The 25,646-nt window shown below is 73.6% G+C and carries 26 protein-coding genes and 1 riboswitch; of the genes, 23 read left to right on the top strand and 3 right to left on the bottom strand.

The annotated features are described in order from the left end of the window. Window positions 1–15 precede the first annotated feature (15 nt). The 3 genes from QN157_12650 to QN157_12640 all read left to right on the top strand — a co-directional run bounded on the left by QN157_12650 (window position 16) and on the right by QN157_12640 (window position 3,244). Window positions 16–840, top strand: a complete 825-nt coding sequence (locus tag QN157_12650) for a purine-nucleoside phosphorylase (protein ID MDR7556440.1) — start codon at window positions 16–18, stop codon at window positions 838–840. A 78-nt stretch (window positions 841–918) separates the two neighbouring features. Continuing rightward, window positions 919–2,235, top strand: coding sequence for a thymidine phosphorylase (locus QN157_12645; protein ID MDR7556439.1), 1,317 nt, complete (start codon window positions 919–921; stop codon window positions 2,233–2,235). Between the two features lie 154 nt (window positions 2,236–2,389). Then, window positions 2,390–3,244 (top strand): 3-hydroxybutyryl-CoA dehydrogenase, encoded by an 855-nt coding sequence (locus tag QN157_12640; GenBank protein MDR7556438.1) that lies wholly within the window; start codon window positions 2,390–2,392, stop codon window positions 3,242–3,244. A 72-nt stretch (window positions 3,245–3,316) separates the two neighbouring features. On the opposite strand, the gene QN157_12635 is transcribed toward QN157_12640, so the two are convergent. After that, a complete protein-coding gene (locus QN157_12635; protein ID MDR7556437.1) occupies window positions 3,317–4,177 on the bottom strand; it encodes a hypothetical protein in 861 nt (286 codons plus the stop codon). Window positions 4,178–4,264: 87 nt separating this feature from the next. Here QN157_12635 and QN157_12630 point away from each other — a divergent pair, with 87 nt between their 5' ends. The 10 genes from QN157_12630 (at window position 4,265) to QN157_12585 (ending at window position 14,873) form a co-directional block, all read left to right on the top strand. Then, entirely contained in the window at window positions 4,265–5,404 is a 1,140-nt protein-coding gene (locus QN157_12630; protein ID MDR7556436.1) for an acyl-CoA dehydrogenase, read from the top strand. 18 nt (window positions 5,405–5,422) lie between these two features. Continuing rightward, window positions 5,423–6,208, top strand: a complete 786-nt coding sequence (locus QN157_12625) for an electron transfer flavoprotein subunit beta/FixA family protein (protein ID MDR7556435.1) — start codon at window positions 5,423–5,425, stop codon at window positions 6,206–6,208. Between the two features lie 23 nt (window positions 6,209–6,231). Further along, entirely contained in the window at window positions 6,232–7,212 is a 981-nt protein-coding gene (locus QN157_12620; GenBank protein ID MDR7556434.1) for an electron transfer flavoprotein subunit alpha/FixB family protein, read from the top strand. A 4-nt stretch (window positions 7,213–7,216) separates the two neighbouring features. Beyond that, complete coding sequence (locus QN157_12615; protein MDR7556433.1) at window positions 7,217–9,208, top strand: (Fe-S)-binding protein; 1,992 nt, start codon at window positions 7,217–7,219, stop codon at window positions 9,206–9,208. Next, complete coding sequence (locus tag QN157_12610) at window positions 9,208–10,788, top strand: methylmalonyl-CoA mutase family protein (protein MDR7556432.1); 1,581 nt, start codon at window positions 9,208–9,210, stop codon at window positions 10,786–10,788. The genes QN157_12615 and QN157_12610 overlap by 1 nt, the downstream gene beginning before the upstream one ends. 73 nt (window positions 10,789–10,861) lie before the next feature. Then, window positions 10,862–11,275 (top strand): cobalamin B12-binding domain-containing protein, encoded by a 414-nt coding sequence (locus QN157_12605; GenBank protein ID MDR7556431.1) that lies wholly within the window; start codon window positions 10,862–10,864, stop codon window positions 11,273–11,275. A gap of 14 nt (window positions 11,276–11,289) precedes the next feature. Continuing rightward, window positions 11,290–12,195, top strand: coding sequence for a tRNA (adenine-N1)-methyltransferase (locus QN157_12600; GenBank protein ID MDR7556430.1), 906 nt, complete (start codon window positions 11,290–11,292; stop codon window positions 12,193–12,195). A 45-nt stretch (window positions 12,196–12,240) separates the two neighbouring features. Continuing rightward, window positions 12,241–12,684, top strand: a complete 444-nt coding sequence (locus tag QN157_12595) for an SRPBCC family protein (GenBank protein MDR7556429.1) — start codon at window positions 12,241–12,243, stop codon at window positions 12,682–12,684. A 75-nt stretch (window positions 12,685–12,759) separates the two neighbouring features. After that, a complete protein-coding gene (locus QN157_12590) occupies window positions 12,760–13,938 on the top strand; it encodes a DegT/DnrJ/EryC1/StrS family aminotransferase (protein ID MDR7556428.1) in 1,179 nt (392 codons plus the stop codon). Further along, window positions 13,935–14,873, top strand: coding sequence for a Gfo/Idh/MocA family oxidoreductase (locus tag QN157_12585; protein MDR7556427.1), 939 nt, complete (start codon window positions 13,935–13,937; stop codon window positions 14,871–14,873). The genes QN157_12590 and QN157_12585 overlap by 4 nt, the downstream gene beginning before the upstream one ends. A gap of 228 nt (window positions 14,874–15,101) precedes the next feature. On the opposite strand, the gene QN157_12580 is transcribed toward QN157_12585, so the two are convergent. Then, window positions 15,102–15,335, bottom strand: coding sequence for an Lrp/AsnC ligand binding domain-containing protein (locus tag QN157_12580; protein MDR7556426.1), 234 nt, complete (start codon window positions 15,333–15,335; stop codon window positions 15,102–15,104). A gap of 160 nt (window positions 15,336–15,495) precedes the next feature. Here QN157_12580 and QN157_12575 point away from each other — a divergent pair, with 160 nt between their 5' ends. From QN157_12575 to hslO, 7 genes are all read left to right on the top strand, one after another. After that, on the top strand, window positions 15,496–16,476 hold the full coding sequence (locus QN157_12575; GenBank protein ID MDR7556425.1) for an AIR synthase family protein: 981 nt from the start codon (window positions 15,496–15,498) through the stop codon (window positions 16,474–16,476). Window positions 16,477–16,758: 282 nt separating this feature from the next. Continuing rightward, entirely contained in the window at window positions 16,759–17,064 is a 306-nt protein-coding gene (locus QN157_12570; protein ID MDR7556424.1) for an NIPSNAP family protein, read from the top strand. A gap of 76 nt (window positions 17,065–17,140) precedes the next feature. Beyond that, a riboswitch (TPP riboswitch) is annotated at window positions 17,141–17,273 on the top strand. A gap of 93 nt (window positions 17,274–17,366) precedes the next feature. Continuing rightward, window positions 17,367–18,326 (top strand): phosphate/phosphite/phosphonate ABC transporter substrate-binding protein, encoded by a 960-nt coding sequence (locus QN157_12565; protein ID MDR7556423.1) that lies wholly within the window; start codon window positions 17,367–17,369, stop codon window positions 18,324–18,326. A gap of 21 nt (window positions 18,327–18,347) precedes the next feature. Continuing rightward, entirely contained in the window at window positions 18,348–18,977 is a 630-nt protein-coding gene (gene thiE / locus QN157_12560) for a thiamine phosphate synthase (GenBank protein MDR7556422.1), read from the top strand. After that, window positions 18,955–19,947: a thiamine-phosphate kinase gene (thiL, locus tag QN157_12555; GenBank protein ID MDR7556421.1), complete on the top strand. Its 993-nt coding sequence runs from the start codon at window positions 18,955–18,957 to the stop codon at window positions 19,945–19,947. The genes thiE and thiL overlap by 23 nt, the downstream gene beginning before the upstream one ends. After that, window positions 19,944–20,756 (top strand): bifunctional hydroxymethylpyrimidine kinase/phosphomethylpyrimidine kinase, encoded by an 813-nt coding sequence (gene thiD / locus QN157_12550; protein MDR7556420.1) that lies wholly within the window; start codon window positions 19,944–19,946, stop codon window positions 20,754–20,756. The genes thiL and thiD overlap by 4 nt, the downstream gene beginning before the upstream one ends. 31 nt (window positions 20,757–20,787) lie before the next feature. Continuing rightward, window positions 20,788–21,681, top strand: a complete 894-nt coding sequence (gene hslO / locus QN157_12545) for an Hsp33 family molecular chaperone HslO (GenBank protein ID MDR7556419.1) — start codon at window positions 20,788–20,790, stop codon at window positions 21,679–21,681. Here hslO and rpmB read toward each other — a convergent pair. Further along, window positions 21,678–21,869 carry a 50S ribosomal protein L28 gene (gene rpmB / locus QN157_12540; protein ID MDR7556418.1) on the bottom strand — a complete coding sequence of 64 codons (192 nt, stop codon included), beginning with the start codon at window positions 21,867–21,869 and terminating at the stop codon, window positions 21,678–21,680. The two genes, hslO and rpmB, sit on opposite strands and share 4 nt — an antisense overlap. Window positions 21,870–22,190: 321 nt before the next feature. On the opposite strand from rpmB, the gene recG reads away from it, so the two are divergent. The 3 genes from recG to coaD all read left to right on the top strand — a co-directional run bounded on the left by recG (window position 22,191) and on the right by coaD (window position 25,573). Further along, window positions 22,191–24,299: an ATP-dependent DNA helicase RecG gene (gene recG / locus QN157_12535; GenBank protein ID MDR7556417.1), complete on the top strand. Its 2,109-nt coding sequence runs from the start codon at window positions 22,191–22,193 to the stop codon at window positions 24,297–24,299. Between the two features lie 98 nt (window positions 24,300–24,397). After that, on the top strand, window positions 24,398–24,889 hold the full coding sequence (gene rsmD, locus QN157_12530) for a 16S rRNA (guanine(966)-N(2))-methyltransferase RsmD (protein ID MDR7556416.1): 492 nt from the start codon (window positions 24,398–24,400) through the stop codon (window positions 24,887–24,889). 198 nt (window positions 24,890–25,087) lie between these two features. Then, the gene (gene coaD / locus QN157_12525) at window positions 25,088–25,573 is read left to right on the top strand and encodes a pantetheine-phosphate adenylyltransferase (protein MDR7556415.1); all 486 of its coding nucleotides are present in this window, start codon (window positions 25,088–25,090) and stop codon (window positions 25,571–25,573) included. Window positions 25,574–25,646 lie beyond the last annotated feature (73 nt).

Genomic DNA, 25,646 nt, shown 5'->3' with positions numbered 1-25,646 from the left:
CGCGGAGGTGGGGAGGTGAGCTGGGCTGCAAGGGCGCGGGAGGCGGCCGCAGTCATCGGCCAGCGCATCCGCCAGCGGCCGGAGGTGGCCATCGTGCTGGGCTCGGGGCTGGGCGCACTCGCCGACCTGGTGGAGGCCGAGGCGGTCCTGCCCTACGACCAGATCCCGCACTTCGTGCCCCCGCGCGCGCCGGGGCACGCCGGCCGACTGGTGGTGGGAAGGCTTGAGGGCCGGACCGTGGCGGTGTTGCAGGGGCGCGTCCACGCCTACGAGGGCGTGGCGATGGCCGAGGTCGTCTTCCCGGTGCGGGCGCTGCGCGCGCTTGGGGCGCACACGCTGCTGGTGACCAACGCCGCGGGCGGCCTGCACCCGGCTCTGGCCCCCGGCGACCTGTTGCTGATCACCGACCACATCAACGCCATGGGCACGAACCCGCTGGTGGGCCCCAACGAGGACGCGTTCGGTCCGCGCTTCCCCGACATGGCGGCGGCCTACGACCCGGCGCTGCTCGCCGCCATGCGCGCCGCCGCCGCCGAAGCCGGCATCGCGCTTCGCGACGGTATCTACCTGGCCGTGCTCGGGCCATCCTACGAGACCCCGGCCGAGGTGCGGATGATGCGCGGCTGGGGCGCCGACGCCGTCGGCATGTCCACCGTGCCCGAGGTGATCGCAGCACGCCACGCCGGCATGCGCGTGGTCGGGCTCAGCGTCATCGCCAACGTGGCCGCCGGGACGGCGCCGACAGGACCCGCGCACGAGGACGTGCTGGCGGTGGTGGCGCGGGCCGTGCCCCGGTGCGCGGCGCTCGTGCGTGGGTTCCTGCGGCGGCTGCCGGGCTGAGCCGATGGCCGGAACGGTGCGGACGACAGCTGCACGGGACGCTGCTGCCCTGGGTAGACGATCCGGAGGACGTGCGCGATGCGCGCCTACGACCTGATCCGCCGCAAGCGCGACGGTGGGGCGCTCGGGCCGGAGGAGATCGCGTTCCTGGTGGACGGGTTCACCCGGGGCGAGATCCCCGACTACCAGATGGCCGCCTTCCTCATGGCGGTCTACTTCCGCGGCATGACGGCCGAGGAGACGGCGGCGCTCACCCTGGCGATGGTGCGCTCGGGGACCGTCCTGGACCTGGGCCCTCTGGCCGCGCGCGCCGTGGACAAACACAGCAGCGGCGGGGTCGGGGACAAGACGTCGCTGGTACTGGTGCCCCTGGTGGCGTCCGCGGGTGTGCCGGTCGCCAAGCTGTCGGGGCGCGGGCTCGGGCACACCGGCGGCACGCTCGACAAGCTGGAGGCGATCCCCGGGCTGCGCACCACGCTCTCGGACGCCGAGATCGTGGCCCAGACCGAGCGCGTGGGGTGTGTGATCGCCGGGCAGAGCCCCCAGCTCACCCCGGCTGACCAGAAGCTCTACGCGCTGCGCGACGTCACGGCCACGGTCGACAGCCTGCCGCTGATCGCCGCCAGCATCATGTCCAAGAAGATCGCCGGCGGGGCGCGGGCGATCGTGCTGGACGTCAAGTGCGGGCGCGGCGCGTTCATGAAGACCGAGGCGCAGGCGCGGGCGCTGGCCGAGGCGATGGTGGAGATCGGCGCGCGGATGCAGCGGCGCACGGTGGCGGTGCTGAGCGCCATGGACGCACCGCTGGGCCGCGCGGTGGGAAACGCGCCCGAGGTGCGGGAGGCGATCGCCACGCTGGCCGGCCGCGGCCCCGCCGACCTGCTCGAGCTCTGCCTCGTGCTGGGCGGCTGGATGCTGGTGCTGGGCGGTGCGGTGGCGACGCCGGAGGAGGGCCGGCGCGTGCTGCAGGAGCACCTGGCCGGCGGCGCGGGGCTGGAGCGGTTCGCCGCCATGGTCGCCGCGCAGGGCGGCGATGCGGCCGCCGTGCACGATCCGGACCGGCTGCCGCAGGCGCCGGTGCAGGTGCCTGTCCCGGCGCCGCGCGCGGGCTGGGTGGCGGCCATCGACGCCGAGGCCGTGGGGCTGGCAGCGATGCGCCTGGGCGCGGGCCGCGCGCGCAAGGAAGATGCGGTCGACCCGGCGGTGGGCGTGGTGCTGACGCGCGTCGTGGGCGAGCCCGCAACGGCTGGCGCGTCCCTGGCGGTCGTGCACGCCCGCACCGACGAGGCGGCAGCGCGCGCCGTGCGCGAGGTGGCGGCTGCGTACACGCTGGCCGACGCCCCGCCCGCACCGCAGCCGCTGGTGCTGGGCGTCGTCGGCGCACCTGGTGTCTGACGCGGCCATCGTCTGGCGCCCAGGAAGGGCACGAGAGTCGGCGCGACCGGGCCTAGCGGCGATGCCGTGGCTCCGCCGGGGCCGCGGGCGGCCCGCGGAACGGCGCGACGGCTGCTGACCGCCCAAGAGAACAGAAGAGCACAGGAGGGACGGGATGATCCGGCGTGTGGGCGTGGTGGGATGCGGGCTCATGGGGTCGGGGATCGCCGAGGTGGCGGCCCGGGCCGGCTACGAGGTGGTGGTGCGCGAGGTCTCCGAGGAGCTGCTGGCGCGTGGGCTGGAGCGGATCGACGCCTCGATGCGACGTGCCGTCGAGCGCGGGAAGCTGTCCGAGGCCGACCGCCAGGCCGCCCGGCGCCGCATCAGCGGCACCACGGCCCTGGAGGACCTCGCCGACGTCGATTTCGTGGTGGAGGCCGTCGTCGAGAAGATGGACGAGAAAAAGGCGGTGCTGCGGGCCCTCGACCGGTTGACGCGTCCCGAGGTCATCCTGACCAGCAACACCTCGTCGCTGTCGATCACCGAGCTGGCGGCGGCGACGGACCGCCCCGACCGTGTGGCCGGCATGCACTTCTTCAACCCGGTCCCGGTGATGCCGCTGGTGGAGATCGTGCGGGGCCTGCGCACGTCCGATGCGACGATCGCGGCGGTCGAGGCCATGGCGGCGGCGCTGGGCAAGCGGGTCGTGCACGCCAAGGACGCGCCCGGCTTCATCGTCAACCGGCTGCTGGTGCCCTTCCTGCTGGACGCCGTGCGGGTCTACGAGGCAGGGATCGCCACCCGCGAGGACATCGACGCCGCGGTGACGCTCGGCCTCAACCATCCCATGGGCCCGCTCACGCTGCTGGACTTCGTCGGCCTCGACACCACGTACTACATCGCCGAGGCCATGTACCAGGAAACCAAGGACCCGCGCTGGGCGCCGCCGGTGCTGCTCAAGCAGATGGTCACCGCCGGGTGGTGGGGGCGGAAGACAGGGCGGGGATTCTACGAGTACGACACGCGGTGAGCGAGCGGGGCCTGGAGGCGGCGCCCGCCCCGGGACGGTGGAACGACCGGTGCGCGGCGCGCCGCGCGCGACTCAGGGCGGCGCGCCGTCGGGCATGGCCCGGGAAGGATCGTCGCAGACCGCGCCGACGGGAACGAGGCCGGCGGCGGTGAGCCGATAGGGGCGGGGCGAGAGCGGCCGCGCCGCGCTGGCGTAGCGTGCCGCCGCCTCCGCCGCCAGCGCGGATGCCTGGGCGGCGGGGGTGACCAGCAGCACGGTTTCCTCCGGGAAAGCCACCACAGGGTCGTGCACGTCGGCTGGCACCACCAGGTCGGGCGCCAGCACCCGGGTGGCATCGTACCGATCCAGGTGCTCGTAGCGCGTCCGGGGCCCGCCGATCTCGGCCAGGACGTGGTGCGTGTGGCGGCGGAGGTTCTCGATCGCGAGCGCGTGGAGGGCCTCGACGGACAGCCCCCAGGCCTCCAGCGCGCCGCGGGTGATCGCGGTGTACCTGTCGGTGCTCCCGATGACGTAGGTGATCACCACGCCGTCCACCAGCGGCCGGACAACCAGGCGCAGCGGGGGCGGGTAGTGGGCGAACACGTTCACGTCCGCCTGGGAGCGCAGCAGGGGCATGATGCGGTCCTGGACGAGCGGGAGTGGGGGAGGCGCGGGGACCGGGAGCCGGCTGCGCATCCCGGCCAGGATCTGAGCGAACCACGCGGCCTCCGGCACGCGCGGGCGACGTCGCAGCAGGCTGGCCAGGTCAACCTCCATGGGCACGCCCAAGATCTCGGCGACGAACCCCAGCGGGGTGAGGCGGGTCACGACCACCTCGGGCGCGGTCTCCCGCAGATAGGCCAGCAGGCGCGCTCTGGTGCGCGTGACCCGGCGATACGCCACGGCAGCCAGCGCCGCGGCGGTCGTGGCAGCTAGCAAGAGGATGGGCACCACACCGGGTGCTTCCGCGGTCGGGCGCGCTGGCTCCTGCCTGCAGGAGGGCACCAGGGCGCCCGGAGAACTACCCGCGGGAGCCAGCGCATGTCGATCACGCTCACCGACGAGCATCGCCTGCTGCAAGCCACGGTCCGCGAGTTCGCCGCGCGCGAACTCCTCCCGATCGCGGCGGCCCTCGATCGCGAGGCGCGCTACCCCGCCGAGGTGGTGGCGCGCGCAGCCGAGTTGGGGCTGCTGGGCCTCACCGTCCCCGAGGCCTACGGCGGGCCGGGGCTGGATCACATCGCGTACGTGCTGGCCCACGAGGAGCTGGCCCGCGCGTGCGCCGGGTTCCAGACGATCCTGACCGTCAACACGTCGCTGGTCTGTGAACCGATCCTGCGCTGGGGCACGGAGGAGCAGCGCCGCCGCTACCTCCCGGACCTGGCCACCGGACGGCGGCTGGGGTGCTACTGCCTGACCGAGCCCGGGGCCGGATCCGATGCGATGTCGCTGCGCACGACCGCGCGGCTGGACGGCGGGACGTGGGTGCTGGACGGCACGAAGCTCTTCGTGACCAACGGGGTGGAAGCCGACGTCTGCCTGGTCTACGCCCGCACCGAGCCCGTTCCGGGCGCGCGCGGGATCTCGGCGTTCATCGTCGAGAAGTCCACCCCGGGTGTGCGCGTCGGCAAGGTCGAGAAGAAACTGGGGATCCGCTGCTCGTCCACCGCCGAGCTGATCTTCGAGGACTGCCGGGTGCCGGCCGACGCCCTGCTGGGCGAGCGCGGGCAAGGCGGGAGGATCGCGCTGTGGACGCTGGAAGGCGGGCGCATCGGCATCGCGGCCCAGGCGCTGGGGATCGCGCGCGCCTGCCTGGAGGAGGCCGCGGCCCACGCGCAGCAGCGCCAGCAGTTCGGCCGGCCCATCGCCGAGTTCCAGGCGGTACGGTTCGCCCTGGCCGACATGGCCACGCGCCTGGAGGCCGCGCGCCTGCTGACGCTGCGCGCGGCGGCGCTGCGCACCGCAGGCCAGCCGGCCGCCCGTGAGGCCGCCATGGCCAAGCTGTTCGCCTCGGAGGTCGCCATGTGGTGCGCGCATCGGGCCGTGCAGCTCTTCGGGGGCTACGGGTACGTGGAGGACTACCCCGTGGAGCGCTACTTTCGCGACGCCAAGATCACCGAGATCTACGAGGGCACGTCGGAGATCCAGCGGGTGGTGATCGCACGCCACCTGCTGGCCTGACGTCCTGGCGGAGGACCTATGCACATCGTGGTGTGCCTCAAACAGGTCGTCGACCCGGAGCTCCCGCTCCGGGACTTCGCCATCGATCCCCAGACCCGGCGCCAGGTCCGCGAGGGGCGGCCCCTGGTCCTGTCGACCTACGACGAGAACGCCCTGGAGGTCGCCCTGCAGGTCAAGGACCGCACGGGCGCCCGGGTGACGGCGCTGGCGCTCGCGCCCCAGGCGACCGTGGGCGACCAGATCCGCCTGGCGCTGGCCATGGGTGCCGACGACGCCGTGGTGGTGGACGACCCGCGCGGGCCCGACCTGCTGGGCGCTGCCAAGACACCAGTGCTCGCCGCAGCGATCCGGCGGCTCGGTGCCGTCGACCTCGTGCTCACCGGCTGCGAGTCGGCGGACTGGGTGGAGCGCGCGGTGCCACCGCTCCTGGCCGAGGAGCTCGGCGCCGCCTGCGTGACCTTCGTCGCCCGCGTGACGGTCGAGGACGGGCGCGTCGTGGCGCACCGACAGGCCGACGAGGGATATCACGTGGTCGAGGCCCGCCTGCCCGCCGTGCTCTCGGTCACGAGCGACGAAGCGAACCGACCGCGCCTGCCCAAGGTGAAGGACATCGTGGGGGCCAAGCGCAAGCCCGTGCAGACCTGGCCGGTGGATGCCCTGGGCGTCGCGGTGGGCGACGCCGGCGTCGACGTGCTCGACGTGCGGGTGCCGGAGCGGACGACCCGCTGCGAGTTCCTCGAGGGGGAGCCCGCGCAGCAGGCCGAGGCCCTGGCGCTGCGCCTGCGCGACCTCAAGTTGCTCTGAGGGTTGCTCTGAGGGAGGGACGCATGGCCAACGTCCTGGTGATCGCCACCGTTGCCGACGGCGCGCTGAGCCGGTCGAGCCTGGAGCTGGTGGCCGGTGCACGGACCATCGCGCCTGCCGTCGGCGGCGGCATCGACGCGGCGTTGCTGGCGGCCGAGGCCGCCGATGGCGCGGTGGAGGCCCTCCACCAGCACGGCGTGGGCGTGGTGCACCGCGTGGTGCATCCGCTGCTGGCGACGGGCCAGTCCGACGCCTACCTGGCTGCCGCCGAGGCGTGCGTTCGCGCGGCGTCGCCCGCGGTCGTGCTGGTGGCCGCCGACACCGTCGGCCGCGAGATCGGGCCCCGGCTCGCGTACCGTCTGGGTGCCGCGCTCGCCACGGAGGCGACGGGGCTCGAGGTGGCCGACGGCACCGTGGTCGTGCACCGCCAGGTCTACGGCGGGCGGGCGGTGGCCACCCTGGCCGTGCGGCGCACGCCCGCGGTGGTCACCGTGAAGCCTCGGGCCCTGGATGCGCCCGCGCCCGCGCCCACGGCCGGCGTGGTGCGCGACCTGCCGGTGCAGCTGGCCGACGACGCCCTCCCGACACGGGTCCGCGAGATTGTGCGCGAGCAGGCCGAGGTCGGCCTGGAAGACGCGCAGATCGTCGTGAGCGGTGGCCGGGGCATCGGCGGCCCCGAAGGGTTCAAGCTCCTGGCCGAACTGGCGCAGGTGCTGGGCGGTGCCGTGGGCTCGTCGCGGCCGCCGGCCGACGCCGGGTGGGTACCCATCTCCTGGCAGATCGGGCAGACCGGGAAGACGGTGCGGCCCCTGCTCTACCTCGCCGTGGGCATTTCCGGTGCGACCCAGCACGTCGCCGGCATGGCGGGCGCCCGCACGATCGTGGCCATCAACAAGGATCCCGAGGCGCCGATCTTCGGCGTGGCGCACCTGGGCATCGTGGGCGACTACCGCGAGGTCCTCCCCCCGCTCATCGCCAAGGTCAAGGCCCTGAAGGGACAGTAGCGCGATGCCCTGGTGGTGGCGCGCGGTCCTCGTCGGGCCCCTGACGCTGGCCGCCGGGGCCGTGTTCGCGCGCAAGCTGTGGCGCATCTACCGGCTGATCCGGCTCGGCCGGGGCCCGGTGCCGCTCGCGCCGCTGTCGGTGCGGCTGCGCGACCTCGTGGTGCACGTGCTGCTCCATCGCAGGGTGCTGCGCCGGCCACTGGCGGGCGTGCTGCACCTGTTCATCTTCTGGGGCTTCCTGGTGCTGCTGACCACCATCGTCCAGGCGCTGGGCGAGTCGGTGCGTCCCGGGTGGACCCTGCCCGGGATCGGCGCGTCGCCGTGGCTGGCGTTTCTGCAGGACCTGTTCATCGTGCTGGTGCTGCTCGGCGTGGGGCTGGCCCTGTACTGGCGGGTGGTGGTGCGCCCCGCGCGGCTCGCCGGACAGGACCAGAAGGGCGCCTACCTGATCCTGGGCTTCATCAGCGGCATCATGGTCACCCTGCTGGCCTCCCGCGCCGGGCAGATCGCCCTCGAGCAGCCCGCGTGGGCAACCGGCGCGGTGCTCTCGGCGCGGCTGGCCGAGGGCCTCCAGCGCGCCGGCCCGGGCGTCGTCCGCGGCGTGTTCGAGGTCGCGTGGTGGGGGCACCTGGCGCTGATCCTGGTCTTCCTGACCTGGATTCCCGAGGGCAAGCACCTCCACCTGATTACGCTGGTGCCGAACGTCCTGCTGCGCAAGGCGCGCCCGCGCGGTGCCCTGGAGCCCGTGGACGTCGAGCGCGCGGAGGTGCTGGGGGTCTCGGCCGTCGAGCACCTGACCTGGAAGGACCACCTGGACGCCTTCGCCTGCATGGAGTGCGGCCGCTGCGTGGAGGTCTGCCCGGCCCACAGCACCGGGAAGGAGCTCGACCCGCGCCGCCTCCACACCGACCTGCGCCGCCAGCTGCACCGCGTCGCAGCAGCCGCCACCGGCCAGGGATCGCCGCCCGCACTGGTCGGCGAGGTGTTCTCCGAGGCGTTCCTCTGGCAGTGCCTCACCTGCGGCGCCTGCGTCGAGGAGTGCCCGGCCACCAACGACCACATCGACAAGATCGTCGGCATGCGCCGCCACCTGGTGATGGAGCAGGCCCGCGTGCCCGAGCCGATGGCCGATGCGCTGCGCAGCCTGGAGGCTCGCGCGCATCCCTTCCGTGGCGCCGCCGTCACCCGGACCGTCTGGGCGGCGGGGACCGGCATCCGCATCCTGGCCGACGGGGAGCGGGCCGACTGGCTCTTGTGGGTGGGGTGCGCCTCGGCCCTCAACGAGCGCAACCACGGGACCCTGCGGGCGCTGGTAGCCCTGCTGGCGCAGGCGGGGCTGGACGTGGCCATCCTGGGCGATGCCGAGCAGTGCACCGGCGATCCCGCGCGGCGGATGGGCAACGAGTACCTGTTCCAGACCCTGGCCCAGCAGAACATCGCCACCCTGCGCCGCCACGGCGTCGAGAAGATCGTCACCGTCTGTCCCCACTGCTACAACACCCTGCGCCACGAGTACCCCCAGGTCGGCGGGCAGTTCGAGGTCTGGCACCACACCCAGCTCCTGGACCGGCTGGTGGCCGCGGGACGGCTGCGGCCGCAGACGGCGCCTGCGGGGCGCATCACCTTCCACGATCCCTGCTACCTGGGCCGGCACAACGGCGAGTACGACGCGCCGCGCCGCGTGCTGCGGGCCCTGCCCGGGGCGCACGTGGTGGAGATGGCGGCGTGCCGCGAGCGCGGCTTCTGCTGCGGGGCGGGCGGCGGGTTGTACTGGACCGAGGACCGCGTGGGCCAGCGCGTCAACCACGTGCGCAGCGACCACGCCACGGCCACCGGGGCGGACGTGGTGGCAACCGCCTGCCCGTTTTGTATGCTGATGCTGGAGGATGGCCGGGCGGCGCGCGAGGCGCGGTGGCAGCCGCGCGACGTGGCCGAGCTCCTGGCCGCCAGCCTGCGCGCGGAGGGCAGCGCGGCAGGCCCCGGAGGCGAGCGCTGATGCGCTACGAGACGCTGTCGGGCATTCCGGTGAAGGAGGTCTACGGTCCCGAGGACCTGGCGGGGTGGTCGCCGGAGGTCGACCTGGGCCGTCCGGGAGCGTATCCGTTCACCCGCGGCATCCACGCCACCATGTACCGCGGGAAGCTGTGGACGATGCGCCAGTTCGCCGGGTTCGGCACCGCCGAGGACACCAACCGGCGCTTCCACTACCTGCTGGCCCAGGGGCAGACCGGGCTGTCGGTGGCCTTCGACATGCCCACGCTGATGGGGTACGACTCCGACCATCCGCGGGCCCAGGGCGAGGTGGGCCGCGAGGGCGTGGCCGTCGACTCGCTGGCCGACATGGAGATCCTGTTCCAGGGCATCCCGCTCGACCGGGTCAGCACCTCCATGACCATCAACGCGCCGGCCAACGTGCTGCTCGCCATGTACGTCGCCGTGGCCGAGCGTCAGGGTGTGCCGCCCGACCGCCTGCGGGGCACCACCCAGACCGACATCCTCAAGGAGTACATCGCCCAGAAGGAGTGGATCGTCCCGCCCCGGCCGGCCCTGCGCCTGGTGGCGGACATGCTGGTCTTCGGCACGCGGCACCTGCCCCAGTGGAACGTGGTGAGCGTCTCCGGCTACCACATCCGCGAGGCCGGCGCCACGGCCGTGCAGGAGCTGGCCTTCACGCTGGCCGACGGCATTGAGTACGTGAAGCTGGGCCTGGCCGCGGGGCTGGACGTCGACGCCTTCGCGCCGCGGCTGTCCTTCTTCTTCGACGTCCACAGCGACTTCTTCGAGGAGATCGCCAAGTTCCGTGCGGCGCGGCGCATGTGGGCCAGGATCATGCGGGAGCGCTTCGGGGCCCAAAACCCGCGGTCGTGGTGGTTGCGCACCCACGCCCAGACCGCCGGCGTCTCGCTCACGGCCCAGCAGCCCCTCAACAACGTGGCGCGGGTGGCGCTGCAGGCCCTGGCCGCGGTGTTGGGCGGGACCCAGTCGCTGCACACCAACTCCATGGACGAGACGTACGCGCTGCCCACCGAGGAGGCGGTGATGGTGGCGCTGCGCACCCAGCAGATCATCGCCTACGAGACCGGCGTGGCCAGCACGGTCGATCCCCTGGGCGGGGCCTACTTCGTCGAGGCGCTCACCAACCAGCTGGAAGAGGCCGCCTGGGCGTACATCGAGCGCATCGACGCCATGGGCGGGATGGTGGCGGCGGTGGAGGCCGGCTACCCGCAGCGGGAGATCGCCGACGCGGCGTTCCGCTTCCAGCAGCAGGTGGAGCGCAAGGAACGGATCATCGTCGGGGTCAACGAGTTCGTCGTGCCCGAGGAGCGTCCCATCCCCATCCTGCGCATTCCCCCGGAGGTGGAACGCCGGCAGATCGAGCGGACCCGGCGTGTGCGCGCCGAGCGCGACAACACCCAGGTGGCGCGGCGGCTGGAGGCGCTCCGCCGGGCGGCCGCGGGGAACGACAACACCATGGAGCACATCCTCGAGTGCGTGCGCGCCTACGCGACGCTCGGGGAGATCTGCGGCGTGCTGCGCGAGGTCTACGGCGAGTACCGCGAGCCGGTCGTCATCTGAGGGATCCCCGGGGTCGCCGCAGGCCCGAGGGCGCCCGTTTGACCCCGCCGGCACCCGTGCGTATCATGACTCGGTGATGGCACGGCCGTTGCGCATCCTGCTGGCCAAACCCGGGCTCGACGGGCACGACCGCGGCATCAAGGTGGTCGCGCGGGCGCTGCGGGACGCGGGCGTCGAGGTGATCTACACCGGGCTGCACCAGACGCCGGAGATGATCGCCAGCGCGGCGATCCAGGAGGACGTGGACGCCGTGGGCCTGTCGATCCTCTCCGGCGCCCACAACGTGCTCTTCCCGCGGGTTGTCCAGCTGCTGCGCGAGGCCGGCGCCGACGACATCGTGGTGTTCGGCGGCGGCATCATCCCCGAGGACGACATCCCCGGGCTGGAGGCCGCCGGGATCCGCAAGGTCTTCCTCCCGGGCACTTCCCTGGCCGAGATCGTGCGCTGGGTGCAGGAGAACGTCAGGCCGCGCGGGGTGACGGTCTGAGCCGGACCGGACCGTTGGGCGCCGGCGAGCCCGTGCTGCTGGTCGACCGCAAGCAGCGCGTCTACCTGGTGTGGCTGGAGCCCGGCGGCGTCTACGACCTGCGCGGCGGCGTGGTGCGCCATGACGACCTCCTGGGGCAGCCGGACGCCAGCGTCGTGCACACCTCGCGCGGGGAACGGCTGCTGGCCCTGCGTCCCACCCTGGCCGAGTACATTTTGGCCATGCCGCGGGGCGCGCAGGTCATCTACCCGAAGGACCTGGGGCTCATCCTGCTCCTGGCCGACGTGTACCCCGGCGTGCGCGTGGCCGAAGCCGGCACCGGCTCGGGCGCGTTGACCATGACGCTGGCGCGGGCCGTGGGGCCCACGGGGCGGGTGTTCTCCTACGAGGTGCGCCCTGAGTTCCTGCGCACGGCCGAGCGCAACATCCGCCGGTTCCTCGGCGACGCGCCGCAGGTCGCCCTGCGCCTCCACGACGTCACCACGGGAATTCCCGACGCGCCCGTGGATCGGGTGCTGCTGGATCTGCCCGAGCCGTGGCGGGTCGTCGCAGCTGCCCGCGACGCGCTGCCGCCGGGGGGCATCTTCCTTGCATACGTCCCCAGCACCGTGCAGGTCCAGCAGACGGTGGAAGCTCTGCGGGCCGGGGGCTTCGTGCGCGTCGAGGCGCAGGAGACCCTCGTCCGGCCCTGGCACGTGGACGGGGCGGCGGTCCGGCCGGTGCACCGCATGGTGGCGCACACCGGCTTTCTCGTGGTCGGCCGTCGCCTGGGCACGGGAGCGGGCATGCCGGCGCCGGAGGCGAAGCAGGCCGACCCGACGGGTGCGGATCCGAGGAGTACGCACCCGACGACTACGAACCCGAGGAGTATGCACCCGACGAGTATGCACCCGGCGTGCGCGTGCGTTGACACCCCCTGAGGGCGTCGGTATAGTCAAGAACGATGTGCGCACCGGAGGGCTCGTGTGGCCCGTGTTGAGGCGTCGGTCCTGATCCGGGCCCCGCGTGACCGCGTCTACGCCCTGGCCCAGGACGTCGAACGGTTTCCCGAGTTCATGCCCGACCTCGAGAGCGTCACGGTGCTCGAGCGCCGGCCGGGCGCCACCGTGACCCAGTGGGTGGGCCGCGTCCAGGGGCGCAAGATCCGGTGGATCGAGGAGGACGAGTGGGACGACGCGCGTGGCGTCTGCACGTTCCGCCAGCGGTCGGGTGACTTTGCGCACTACGCCGGCACGTGGACGTTCGAGGCCACGCCGGAGGGCACGCGGACCCGTCTGGTGGTGGACTACGAGATCGAGATCCCCCTGGCCGGCGCGTTGCTCGCGGGGCTCGTCCGGGTCCTCATGCGCAAGAACTGCGAGAGCATGCTGGCGGCATTGAAGGCCGCCGCCGAGTCCGGCCGCGCGTAGGACCCACGCGCCGCGCCCGGAGTGGCGCCCGGTGGGGCGAGGCTCCGGGGACGTCGGGGAGGAGAACGCGGTGCGGTGCGCCCGGACACTAGTACAGGAGATGGGCGTATCGCCATCGACCCCGGCGAGGAGCAGACCATGACCGCGCGGGCCGCGGCGGCGATCCCCATCGCTCGACCGCAGATCGGTGAGGACGAGGCGCAGCAGGTCCTGGAGGTGCTGCGGTCGGGGCTACTGGTGGCGGGCCGGCGTGTGGCCGCCTTCGAGGAGGCGTTTGCCCGGTACGTGGGCGCGCCCTACGCCGTCGCGACGTCGTCGGGCAGCGCGGCGCTGCACGTCGCGCTGGCGGCGCTCGGTGTCGGGCCGGGCGACCGGGTGGTGACGACGCCGTTGTCGTTTGGCGCGACCAGCCACGCGGTGCTCCACGTGGGGGCCGAGCCCGTGTTCGCCGACGTGGATCCTGCCACGGGCAACCTCGATCCCAATGCCGTCGAGCCCCTGCTGCGCCGCGGCCGCATCCGGGCCATCCTGATCGTGCACCTCTACGGGCTCCCGGCCGACGCGCCGGCGTTCGCCGACCTCGCGGCGCGCTACGGGGCGTTCCTGGTGGAGGACTGCGCCCAGGCCCACGGCGCGGCCGTGGGCGGGCGCCGCGTCGGCACGTTCGGGGACGCCGCGATCTTCAGCTTCTACCCCACGAAGAACATGACGACCGGTGAGGGCGGCATGCTGCTGGTGCGCGACGCGGACGTGGCCCGGCGGGCCCGCCTCCTGGTCGACCCGAGGGGCGAGCAGGAGTACACCTACGAGGTGGTCGGGTACAACTTCCGCATGACCGAGATGGCGGCGGCGATCGGGCTCGTGCAGTTGCGCCACCTCGAGGCGCGCAACGCCGTGCGGCGGGCCAACGCGCGGCGCCTGCACGACGGGCTCGCCGACCTGAGCTGGCTGCGGGTGCCCGTCGAGCCCGCCGGCTTTCATCACGTCTACCACCAGTACACGGTGCAGGTGCCCGGGGTGCGTGACGCGCTGGCGCACCACCTGGCCGCGGCCGGCGTGGAGACGCGGGTCTACTATCCCCGGCTCATCCCCGACACGCCCGCCTACCGCCGGCGGGGATTCGGCGGCACGTTCCCGCATGCCCACCGGCTGACCCAGGAGGTCCTGTCGCTGCCCGTCCATCCCGGCCTGTCCGCAGACGACCTGGGCACCATCGTGGCCGCCGTGCGGGCGTTTGCGGGGGGCGCGGGATGAGCGCCCCGACGCCCGTGCGCGTGGGCGTGGTGGGGCTGGGGCAGTGGGGACGGCACCACGCCCGGGTGTTCGCCTCGCTGCCCGGCGTCCGCCTGGTGGGCGTCGTCGACCGCGACGCGCGGGAGGCGCAAGCTGCCGCGGTGCGCCATGGCACAGCAGGGTACACCGATCACCTGGCGTTGCTCGGCCAGGTGGACGCCGTGAGCGTCGCGGTGCCCACGGGCCTGCACTACGCCATTACCCGGGACTTCCTCGAAGCCGGCGTGCACGTGCTGGTGGAGAAGCCCATGACGGCGACCCTCGACGAGGCCAGGCAGCTGGTCGACCTGGCCGCGCGCCGGGGCGTCGTCATGCTGGTCGGGCACGTGGAGCGCTTCAAGCCGGCCGTCCAGCGTCTGCCCGCGCTGGCGCGGGAGCCGCTGCTCATCCAGGCGCGACGGGTGCGGCCCTACGATCCCCATCGTGTCATGGACGTGGGCGTGGTGCTGGACCTGATGATCCACGACATCGACATCGTGCTGGCGCTGGCGCCCGGCCGCGTGGTCGACGTGACGGGTGTCGGCGTGTGCGTCCACAACAGCCACGAGGACCTGGCCGTCGCCCACCTGGTGACGGCCAGCGGCTGCCGGATCACGCTCACCGCCAGCCGCGTCTCGGCGGTGAAGGCCGTGGAGATGGAGATCACCACCGCCGACCGCGCGGTGCACCTGGACTTCCTGCGCGAGACCTTGAGCATTCGGCACTTCTCCGGGGAGCAGCAGCGCCTGGCGCTGGACGGCGAGGAGCCCCTGCGCGCCGAGCTGGCGCACTTCGTGGCCTGCGTCCGGGGCGAGGAGCGCCCGCGGGTCACGGGCGAGGACGGCCTGCGGGCGCTGGAGGTCAGCCACCGCCTGCTCCGCGCGATGGTCGGTATCACCCCCCGCGTGCCCGTCTAGGCCCACGGCGGTGCGCGGCAGCCGGTGCTCGTATCCCCTGCACGCGAGCGCGAAGACCGCGCGGCCGTTCCGAAGAGCGCGATGGTAGTAGGACTCGTGCGTGTCGAGGGGTCGAACCACGAAGCCCACGTGCGGTGCCCCGAAGGTCGCGGTGGCGCTGGCACGCGCCGACGCGCCACGACCACGCCGGTGGCGCCACGGATCGCCCGACGACCCGTCCGCGTCTGGCTACGGGCGGACGACGACGCAGACCGAGACGCTCTTCACGCCCTCGATGGCCTGGATCTGGTGGCTGATCTCTGCCAGGCCCTTGGTGGTGTCGCCGCGGGCGATCGCCAGCACGTCCACCTCGCCCATGGTCACCGCGGCCTCGGTCACGCCCGGCACGCGCCGGACCCGTCTGGCCACTTCGGCGGGGGTGCTGCGGTCGAGCCGGATCAGGATGTACGCCGTCTCGCTCATCCGCCGAGGTGGGCTTCGGTGTCGCGGCGCAGGTTCCTCTCGCCCGCCCTGGCGTCGGCCGGCCCCCCGCACCGCACTCCCGGGCCAGGCCTTGCGGCATGCGCCCGGGACGGGCACGCTGCCCTGGAGCGCCCGACCCGGTAGCGGCCAGGTGACGCGCATGCGGGTCGGTAAGCTCTCGCCGCTGGCGCTGCGCCAGTGCGTGTTCCCGCACCTGGGACGCCGGCCGGACGTGCTCGTCCACGCCGCCGTCGGCGAGGACTGCGCGGTCCTGGACTTCGGTCCCGCGGCCTGCGTGGTCACCTGCGATCCGATCACGGGCGCCTCCGCGCACCTGGGGCGGCTGGCGGTCCACGTGGCGTGCAACGACGTGGCGGCGACGGGTGCCGAGCCCGTGGCTGTGCTGCTGACGCTCCTGCTGCCGCAGGCAGCGAGCGAGGACGACCTGGACCGCCTGATGCACGACGCCGGGCAGGCCGCCCGCAGCGTGGGCGTCGAGATCGTGGGCGGGCACACGGAAGTCACGGCGGGCATCGACCGACCACTGGTGGTCACGGCGGCCATCGGCCGGGCGCCACGCGACGGGTTCGTGTCGTCTGGGGGCGGGCGGCCGGGCGACTGGTTGGTCCTCACCAAAGGCGCGGGGATCGAGGGCACGGCGATCCTCGCAGAAGACCTGGGCGCGCAGCTGCGCGCGCAGGTGGACGAGGCGACCCTGGCGCGGGCGCGCGGGTTCATCGACCGGATCAGCGTCGTGCCCGAGGGCCGTATCGGCGCCCGGGCCGGCGTTTCGGCGATGCACGACGTCACCGAGGGCGGCGTCCTCACGGGGACCTGGGAGCTCGCCGAAGCGTCCGGATGCGGTGTCCGCCTGGACGCCGACGCCGTGCCGGTGGCGCAGGAGACCCGCGCGGTGTGTGGAGTCCTGGGCATCGACCCGCTGGGGCTGATCGGGAGCGGCGCCATGCTCATGGCGACTGCCGATCCCCGGCCGCTGCTGGCCGCGCTGGCCGACGCAGGGATTCCGGCGGCCGTCATCGGTCAGCTCACCGCGGGGCCCCGGGAGGTCGTGCGGGCGGGGCAGACCAGTGCACTGGCGCCCCTTGAGCGGGACGAGTTGTGGCGCGTGCTGGAGGGCTAAGCAGCACCACCACCAACTGCAGGGCGGCGTGCCGCGGTCGACACCGCTGTGCCAGGCGTCTACGGCTTCCACGTAGCCCCGTCACGCGTCCTCAGCAGCAGGACTCGCCCGGGAGGGCCGCGTACAGGGCGTCGAGGGCCAACGGGCGCCAGGGTTCTCGATGGGGCCTGTGGAGGCGCGGCCACTCTGTGTGGCTGCTGCGGCCGCAGGCAGTGACCGGCGGGTATGGGCGATGGCGCCTGCAGATTCGCGGGCAATCTGTGCAGCGTGCAGCACGGCTCGATGAGCGAGCGGTCGGCGCAACTCCGCATCTACACCGTCGCCGAGGGCGCACTCGGCGAGTTCGTCGCACGGTGGAGGGCGGGAGTCCGGCCGCTTCGGGAACGGTACGGGTTCGTCATCGAGGGCGCGTGGACCATCCCCGACCAGCACCGGTTCGTCTGGATCCTCTCGTACCGCGGTCCCGGCTCGTTCGAGGAGGCCGACGCGGCCTACTACGCATCACCGGAGCGCAAAGCCCTCCGGCCCGATCCGGCCGAGCTCCTGGTCGCCGCCCAGACGTATTGGCTCTCCCCGCTGCCCGCGTAATCCGGAACAACCGGGTTCCGGTGTGATTCGGCGGCTTGCGTCGCACGCATCCGCAGGGTATCATGATTTTGACAACTCTACAGCGTGGGGGAGCTCGAAACCAGGCGGGCTGAGAGGGCGAACCGCCCGGCCACGACGGTCGGGATATTCGCCGACCCGTTGGACCCGATCCAGGTAATGCTGGCGTGGGGAGTGCAGGCCGACGCAGCCGCCAGTCGTCGTGGACGGGGCGGCTGTCGTGTTGTCAGACGGCGTCGCGGTGCGCGTCGGCCGATCGACCACGCGCGAGGAGGTTCACGTCCTTGATACCACGTGGAGCACGGCGACTGCGCCTGGCGGTGCTGTGCGCGGCGGCGGCCCTGGTGGCGGCGGGCATCCCCGCCGGACACGCGGCGCCGTCCCCGGCCCTGACGCTGGCGTTCACGCCTTCCAGCGACGCCCAGCGCGTGCTGGCCACCGGCAGCACGCTGGCGCGCATGCTGGAAGTGGCCACAGGCTATACGGTGCGAGCCGAGGTGCCCACCAGCTACGCGGCCACCATCGAGGCGATGTGCGCGGGCCGCGTCGACGTGGCGTTCCTGCACCCCTTCGCCTACGTGCTGGCCCGCCAGCGCTGCGGCGCCGACGTGCGTCTGGTCAGCGTGCGGTTCGGCGTGCCCTACTACCGGTCCCAGATCCTCTACCGGGCGGGACTGCCCATTCGCACGGTGGCCGACCTGCGCGGGCGGCGGTTCGCGTTCGTCGACCCGGCGTCGGCGTCGGGATACCTTTTCCCCGCGGCGCTGCTGAAGCGCCACGGTATCGATCCGACGCGGCACTTCAGCCAGGTGGTGTTCGCGGGCGGCCACGACAAGGTGGTGCTGGCCGTCTACACGGGCTCGGTCGACGCCGGCGCGACGTTCGGCGACGAGTTCGGCAACGACGCCCGCGACCGGGTGATCCGCCTGTACCCGGACGTGAAGGAGCGCGTGCGGGTGCTGGCCTACACCGACCCCATTCCCGCCGACACCGTGTCGTTCCGCCGCGACCTGCCCGAGGAGGTCAAGGCCCGTACGGCCCTGGCGTTGCTGCGCATCGCCCAGACCGCCCCGGGGCGCGAGACGCTGGACAGCCTGTACCGCATCCACGGCTTCGCCGACGTGGAGATCCTGCGGACCGCGCACGGCTTGAAGCTGCGCACGCTGGACGAGTTCTTCGCGCCCGTCCGCGAGGTGGCGCGGCTGCTGGGCGTCGATCTCGAGGAACTGGTGCGCGCCCAGTAGCGAGGAGGCCGACGGGGCCCCGTGGACCTTCGCCTGTACGTGATCACCGACCGGGAGCTGTCCGGCCGCAGCCACGAGGTCCAGGCCGAGGCGGCGATCGCCGGCGGCGCCACGGTCATCCAGCTGCGTGACAAGACCGCGACGGCCCGGGTGCTGGTGGAGGTCGGCGAGCGCCTGGCGGCGCTGTGCCGCGCGCGCGGCGTGGTGTTCATCGTCAACGACCGCGCCGACGTCGCGGTGGCCTGTGGTGCCGACGGCGTGCACGTGGGCGAGGACGACCTGCCGGTCGCGGCAGCCCGGCGGCTGCTCGGGCCGGGCAAGATCGTGGGGGCGTCTGCGGGAACCGTAGAGGCCGCCCGGCGCGCCGAGGCCGAGGGTGCCGACTACCTCGGGGTGGGCGCGGTGTTCCCCACCGGCACCAAGGCCGACGCGGGGGAGGCGATCGGCCTGGAGGGGTTGGCACGCATCGTCCGGGCGGTGCGCATCCCCGTGGTCGGCATCGGTGGGATCACGGTCGAGAACGCCGCGGCGGTCATACGCACCGGAGCCGTAGGGGTCGCGGTGGTCTCCGCCGTGGTAGCGCAGCCCGACATCGCAGCCGCCGCCCGCGCCCTGCGCGCTCAGGTCGATGCCGCCCGAACGCGTCGGTGACCTGGGCGAGTTCCCGCTGCTGGCGCGGCTACGGCGCCAGCTCGGGTCGGCGTACCTGGGTGACGACGCCGCGCTGCTCCCAGCGCCGGGCGACCGGGCCGTGCTCGCGACGGTCGATGCCCAGGTGGACGGCGTGCACTTCCTCCGGGACCTGATGACCCCGGAACAGGTCGGCCGGCGCGCCCTGGCGGTGAACGTGAGCGACATCGCGGCCATGGGCGGCCGCCCGGCGTACGCCCTGGTCTCGCTGCTGCTGCCGGCGGCGCTGGAGGTGGCCTGGCTCGAGCGCATGTACGACGGCCTGCTGGCGGAGGCAGACCGCTGGGGGCTCGTGGTCGTCGGCGGCAACATCAGCAGCACCCCGGGGCCGCTCGTCATCGACGTGACGGTGCTGGGCGACGTCGAGCCAGCGCGGGCGCTGCGGCGGTCGGGGGCGCGTCCGGGCGACCTGCTGCTGGTGACCGGCGACCTGGGCCGGGCGGCGGCGGGCCTGCGGCTCCTGCGTACGGGGGTGACCGATGGTCCGCTCGTCGAGGCCTACTGCACGCCGACCCCGCGCGTGCACGAGGGGCAGGCGCTGGCGGCCACCGGGCGGGTGCGGGCCGCCCTGGACCTGAGCGACGGCCTGGGCAGCGACCTGCACCGCCTGGCGGAAGAGAGCGCAGTGGGCGCCCTGATCGATGCGGCCCAGGTGCCGGTGAGCCGGGCCGTGCGCGACGCGGCCGCCCGCCTGGGGGAAGACCCGCTCGCTCTGGCGCTGTACGGCGGCGAGGACTACGAGTTGCTGCTCGCCGCGGCTCCTGCCGACCTCGCGGTGCTCGTCGACGCCCTGGCGGCCACCGGGACGGCCCTGACGGCCGTCGGTGTCGTCCGCCCGGCGGCCGACGGCGTCATGGTGCGCACGCCGGACGGCGCGGAGCGCCCGCTGGCGGGAGGGTGGGACCACTTCGTGCGACGGGAGGCGCGATGACGACCATTCCGCGAGCTCTGACCATCGCCGGCAGCGACTCGGGCGGCGGCGCGGGCATCCAGGCCGACCTGAAGACCTTCTCGGCCCTGGGGGTCTTCGGCATGACCGCCATCACGGCCCTGACGGCCCAGAACACCACGGGCGTCTTCGGCGTCGTGGAGATAGCGCCGGCGTTCGTGGCGCAGCAGATCGACACGGTCGTGACCGACATCGGCGTCGATGCGGTCAAGACGGGCATGCTCGCCAGTGCCGGCATCATCGAGGCGGTGGCCGACCGCCTGCGGGCCCATCGGCTGGAGGTGCTCGTCGTCGATCCGGTGATGATCGCCAAGTCGGGAGCGCCGTTGCTGCGGCCCGACGCGGTGGAGGCGCTGCGGACGCTGCTGCTGCCGCTGGCCCTGGTCGTCACGCCCAACCTGCACGAGGCGCGGGCCCTGACGGGCCAGGAGATCCGCACCGTGCGCGAGATGGAGGACGCGGCCCGCCGCCTGCACGCGCTGGGGCCGCGGGCCGTGGTGGTGAAAGGCGGACACCTGGCCGAAGCGCCCGTCGACGTGTTCTACGACGGCAGGCGCCTGGTCCACCTGCGCGCGGAACGGATCGCCACGCCGCACACGCACGGCACGGGGTGCGTCTTCGCGTCGGCGATCGCTGCCGAGCTCGCCAAGGGCCGGGAGGTCGAGGAGGCGGTCCGCAGGGCCAAGACGTTCGTCACGGCGGCGATTCGGGCGGCGCTACCGCTGGGCCGTGGGCACGGGCCGGCCAATCCGATGCACGGGCAGGTTCAGGCCGTCCTCGACGTTTCCTAGAGGCGAGACCAGTCGAAGGAGCCTGAGGGCGATGGACGATACGCTGGTCCGCGGGACGGCCGCCGATGGCACAGTGCTCGCCTGCGCCGTGGTGGCCACGCAGAGCACCGAGGAGGCGCGGCGGCGCCACGGCACCCTGCCGACCGCCACTGCCGCGCTGGGACGGGCGCTGGTGGCGGCCGCGATGCTGGGGGCCACCCTGAAGGGCCGGCAGACGGTGATGATCCGGGTGCTGGGCGACGGGCCGCTGGGCCCGGTGGTGTCGGAGAGTACGGCCGACGGCGCCCTACGGGGATACGTGACCCATCCGCACACGCACCTGCCACCCACGCCCGCGCGGAAGCTGGACGTGGGCGGCGCGGTCGGCCGCCGGGGCATCTTCCACGTGACCAGGGACCTCGGGCTGCGCGATCCGTACCAGGGCAGCGTGCCCCTTGTCTCCGGCGAGATCGGAGAAGACCTCGCCGCCTACCTGGTGCGCAGCGAGCAGGTTCCGTCGGTGGTGGCGGTGGGCGTGTTGGTCAGCCCGGACGAACGCGTGCTCGCGTCCGGCGGGTTGATGCTCCAGGTCATGCCCGGGGCCCCAGCGTGGATGCCGGCGTACCTGGAGGAGCGGGCCCGGGCGCTGCCGGCGGTGACCCACATGGTGCGCGACGGCGCCACGCCCGACGACATGCTGCGCATGGCGCTGGGCGAGCTGCCGCTGGCCGTGCGCGAGGAACGCCCCGTGCGGTTCGCGTGTCGCTGTAGCCCCCGCAAGGTCGAAGACGTGCTCGTGGCGCTGGGGCGCGCGGAAGCGGACCGCCTGCTGCGTGAGGAGGGGCGCATCGAGGTGCAGTGCCGCTTTTGCGGCGAGCGGTACGTGCTGGGGACCGCAGAGGTCGCGGCGGTGTTTGACGCCGTGGCCACCCACGACGGCGCCTAGACGGCGCGCCGCACGCGGCCGGCCTTCAGGCACGCCGTGCAGACGCTCGCCCGGCGCGTCGTCGTCCCGATGACCACCCGCACGCGCTGCAGGTTGGGCAGGAAGCGCCGGTGCGAGCGCACGTGCGAGTGGCTGAGGCTGTACCCAGCCGCCGGTCCTTTCCCGCAGATCGCGCACCGCCGCGCCATGCCCTCACACCGCCTTCCGTCCGACTGGCACCGATAGGTCCTCTCGGAACCCGGCGGATTGTACCATGCGGCCGTGCAGGCGGGCAACACGGGGCGCACCGGACAGGCGCCGCCGGCGCGGGTGCGTCGCCGCCGGCTGGGGTACCACGCGACACGGGGGCGACGCCAGACGTTGCGGGAGCGGGAGGCCCGCGGCACCAGCGGAACGCGACCGCCATGCCGGGGCCCGGCCCCCGGGCAAGGAGAGGTCGGCAGGGTGGCGAACAAGAGGCCAGACCCGTGATCCCGGCGGGTCGGTTCCGTATGTCCAGGCGCCGCACCGTGCCTCTCGACGCGCCCGCGGTCGCCGGCCGTCCCCGCCGGCTGGGACCCGACGACGCCGTGCAGTACCTGCGCGGCGTCGGGCCCGCGCGGGCAGCGCTGCTGGCGCGGCTGGGGATCCGGACGGTCCGTGACCTGGTGCTGCACCTGCCGCGCCGGCACGAGGACCGGCGGCATCCCACGCCGCTGGCGCTCCTGCGGGAGGGCGTCGAGCAGGCGGCCGTTGCCCGCATCGAACGGGTACAGCTGCTCCGGACCCGCCGCGGGATCCCCATCGTGCGCGCCACCGTGGTGGACGCCACCGGTGCTGCGCTGGCCATCTGGTTCCACCAGCCCTACCTGGCGACGACGCTGGCCCGTGGCCAGCAGGTTAGTCTCTACGGGCGTGTGGAGCGCGCCGGTCGCAGCCTGCAGTTCGTGGCCCCCGAGTTCGAGATCCTGGATCCGCACAGCGATCCGCTGCACGTCGGTCGGCTCGTGCCGATCTACCCCACGACCGAGGGCCTGCCCCAACGCACGCTCCGCGTGCTGGTGCGCGACGCGCTGGTGGCGTGCGCCGACGCCCTGCCCGACGTGCTGCCCGCAGACCTGCGGACACGGCACCACCTGCTGCCCCTGCGCGACGCGCTGTGGGCGGTGCACTTCCCCGAGCATCCCGACGACGCCGCAGCCGCTCGCCGCCGCCTGGCGTTCGAGGAACTGCTCGTCCTGCGGCTGGCCGTGCTGGAGCAGCGGCGGGCGCTGCGGGCCATCCCCCGCAGTACGACCTACGCGACGCCGGGACCGTTGCTGGAGCGCTTCGTCGCCTCGCTTCCCTATCCCCTGACGGCCGCGCAGCGGCGCGTGATCGACGAGATCCTGCGGGACATGCGCGCGCCCGTGCCGATGAACCGGTTGCTCCAGGGCGACGTGGGTTCGGGCAAGACGGCCGTGGCCGCCGCCGCGCTGGTCGCCTGCGTGGAGGGTGGCGCGCAGGGCGCGCTGATGGCGCCCACCGAGATCCTCGCGGAACAGCACTACCTCACGTTGCGCCAGCTGCTGGCCCCGCTGGGCGTACCGGTCGTGCTGCTCACCGGTGGTGCCGACCCCGCGGTCCGACAGGTGGCCCTGGCGCGGCTGGCCGCCGGGGAGCCGCTGGTCGCCGTCGGTACCCATGCCCTCCTCGAGGAGGGCGTGACATTCGCTCGCCTGGGGCTGGCGGTCATCGACGAGCAGCACCGGTTCGGCGTGATGCAGCGCGCGCGGCTGCGCGCCAAGGGCACGGCGCCCGACGTGCTGGTGATGACGGCGACGCCGATTCCCCGGACGCTGACCCTGACGCTCTACGGCGATCTCGACGTCTCGGTGCTGGACGAACTCCCACCCGGCCGGCAGCCCGTGGCGACGCACGTGCGCCCGACGGCGGCCCGTGCCCGGGTCTACGCGTGGCTCCGGCAGCAGGTGGCGGGCGGCCGGCAGGCCTACGTCGTCTGCCCGCTCATCGAGGAGTCGGAGGTGGTGGCCGCGGCCTCGGCGGTGCGGCTCGCCCAGGAACTGCGCGAGGGGCCCCTGGCCGGGCTGCGTTTGGAGGTCCTGCACGGCCGGCTGCCTGCCGCGATACGTGCCGAGCGCATGGAGGCGTTCCGCGCCGGGGCCATCGACGTGCTGGTGGCCACCACGGTGATCGAGGTGGGCATCGACGTGCCCAACGCCACGATCATGGTCATTGAGAACGCCGACCGGTACGGGCTGGCCCAGCTGCACCAGCTGCGCGGGCGTGTCGGGCGCGGGAGGCAGCGCGGGATCTGCGTGCTCCTTGCCGATCCCACCACCGAGGAGGGCCGACGCCGTCTGGAGGTCATGGCGGCGGTGCACGACGGCTTTCGCATCGCTCAGGAGGACCTGGCGATCCGCGGTCCCGGCGAGGTGCTGGGCACGCGCCAGCACGGCGCGACCGGACTGCAGGTGGCCGACCTCGTCGCCGACGCCCGGGTGCTGGAGGAGGCCAGCGCCGCGGCCGAGGCCCTGCTGGAACACGATCCGGACCTCGCAGACCCCGCGGTGGCCCCACTGGCCCGGCTCGTGCGGCAGCGACTCCGGGAGCGGGCGGGGCTCGCGTCGGTCGGATGAGGCCCGGACCTGCCCGCGATCAGGGGCGGACCCGCGGGCCCGCGCATGCGCGTAGCGCACGGCGGGGTCCGCCCCAGCGCCGCCGCACCGCCGGGCAGGTGCGCCCCACGGCCGCGCGGGTGCGGGACGCGCTGTTCAACGCGCTGGGCGAGCGCGTGCGGGGCGCGGCGGTGCTGGACCTGTTCGCCGGGACCGGGGCACTGGGGCTCGAGGCGCTGCGCCGGGGCGCGGCGACCGTGGTGTTTGTGGAACGTGATGCGCGCCTGGCGCGGGCACTGGCCGCACGCGTGCGGGATGCGGGGGTCGCCGACCGGGCCGAGGTCGTCGCCGAGGACGTCCTGACCGCCATCCGACGACTGGGGGCGGCCGGCCGGCGCTTCGCGGTGATCCTGATGGACCCGCCATACGGGCAGGAATGGATCCCGCGGACGCTCGAGGCGATCGGCGTCGCCGGCATCCTGGCGCCCGGGGGCCTGGTCGTCGCCGAGGGGCACTGGCGCGATCGACCTGCGGCGGGCGGATGGCACCTTGAGCGGGAGGCGCGCTACGGGGAGACGGCGCTGTGGTATCTGCGGGCACGCGACGCCTAGCCCTGTGTGCGACGAAATAGGAAATCGGCGTCGGTCAGGGCCCGGGTGCCGTCGGGTTCGATCCCTGGCCGTGGACGCGTGGGATCGGCACCGGCGGAATCCGGGACAGCCCTGCGCGACGGGCGGGATGCGGCGGGACGCGTGGCGCGGACGCCCTGCCGTCGGGCATGAGGCGGGGGCGCCGGGGGAGGGGTGGGGGTGCACATCGCGGTCTATCCGGGGAGCTTCGACCCCGTGCACAACGGGCACATCGACGTCATCCGGCGCGCTGCGCGGCTGTTCGATCGGGTGATCGTGGCCGTCGCGGAGAACGTCGAGAAGGGCCGCGGCGTGTTCACCGTCGGCGAGCGGGTGGAGATGTTGCGTGAGTGCCTCGCCGACCTTTCGTCGGTGGAGGTGGCCGCCTACAGCGGCCTCACCGTCGAGTTCGCGCTCGCCCGGGGGGCGACGTGCCTGATCAAGGGGCTGCGCGCTGTCGGCGACTTCGACTACGAGCTGAAGCAGTCGGCCATGAACCGCCGGCTGGCACCGTCGCTGGACACGCTGCTGCTGATCGCGGCTCCGGAGTACGCGTTCGTCTCCTCGTCCTTGATCCGCGAGGTAGCCAGCCTCGGCGGCAACGTGGAGAGCATCGTGCCCGCCAACGTCGCCCGCCGGCTGCGGAGCAAGTTCCCGGGCCGGTGACCTGCCGGTGGGCGCGCCGCAGGTGGCGCGCCGGCGGGGATCGCGGGCCACCGGTCCGCAGGGCGGATGACGG

The sequence above is a fragment of the Armatimonadota bacterium genome (genome assembly GCA_031459855.1).
GTDB lineage: Bacteria > Sysuimicrobiota > Sysuimicrobiia > Sysuimicrobiales > Humicultoraceae > Fervidifonticultor > Fervidifonticultor primus.
This window is presented reverse-complemented; position numbering and strand designations above follow the sequence as displayed.